We start from the raw sequence: 215 nt of genomic DNA on the forward strand, positions 1-215 counted from the left end.
ACGGTTGTCTGAAAGCGGCGCAGCCGTTTTGCCCTCTCCCCGACCCTCTCCCGCGGGAGAGGGGGTAGGGTATGGTTTGACCTTTTCCGTCGGGATGTCGAGGATATTGTGCGCGGGGTCGAAGGCGAACAGTTCGTTGCCCGCTTTAGTAATCCTGCCCAGTTTGTCGTACTCGAACTGCGTCGTGCCCGTCCGCTGGTCGGTGCTGTGGGTCA

1 pseudogene is annotated in these 215 nt (G+C 60.9%); it reads right to left on the reverse strand.

The window, feature by feature from the left end:
* Positions 1–215, reverse strand: a pseudogene (locus HMPREF3277_RS12330) (RHS repeat protein); the annotation flags it as partial.

The sequence above is a fragment of the Neisseria sp. HMSC70E02 genome (assembly GCF_001838645.1).
Lineage (GTDB): Bacteria > Pseudomonadota > Gammaproteobacteria > Burkholderiales > Neisseriaceae > Neisseria > Neisseria macacae.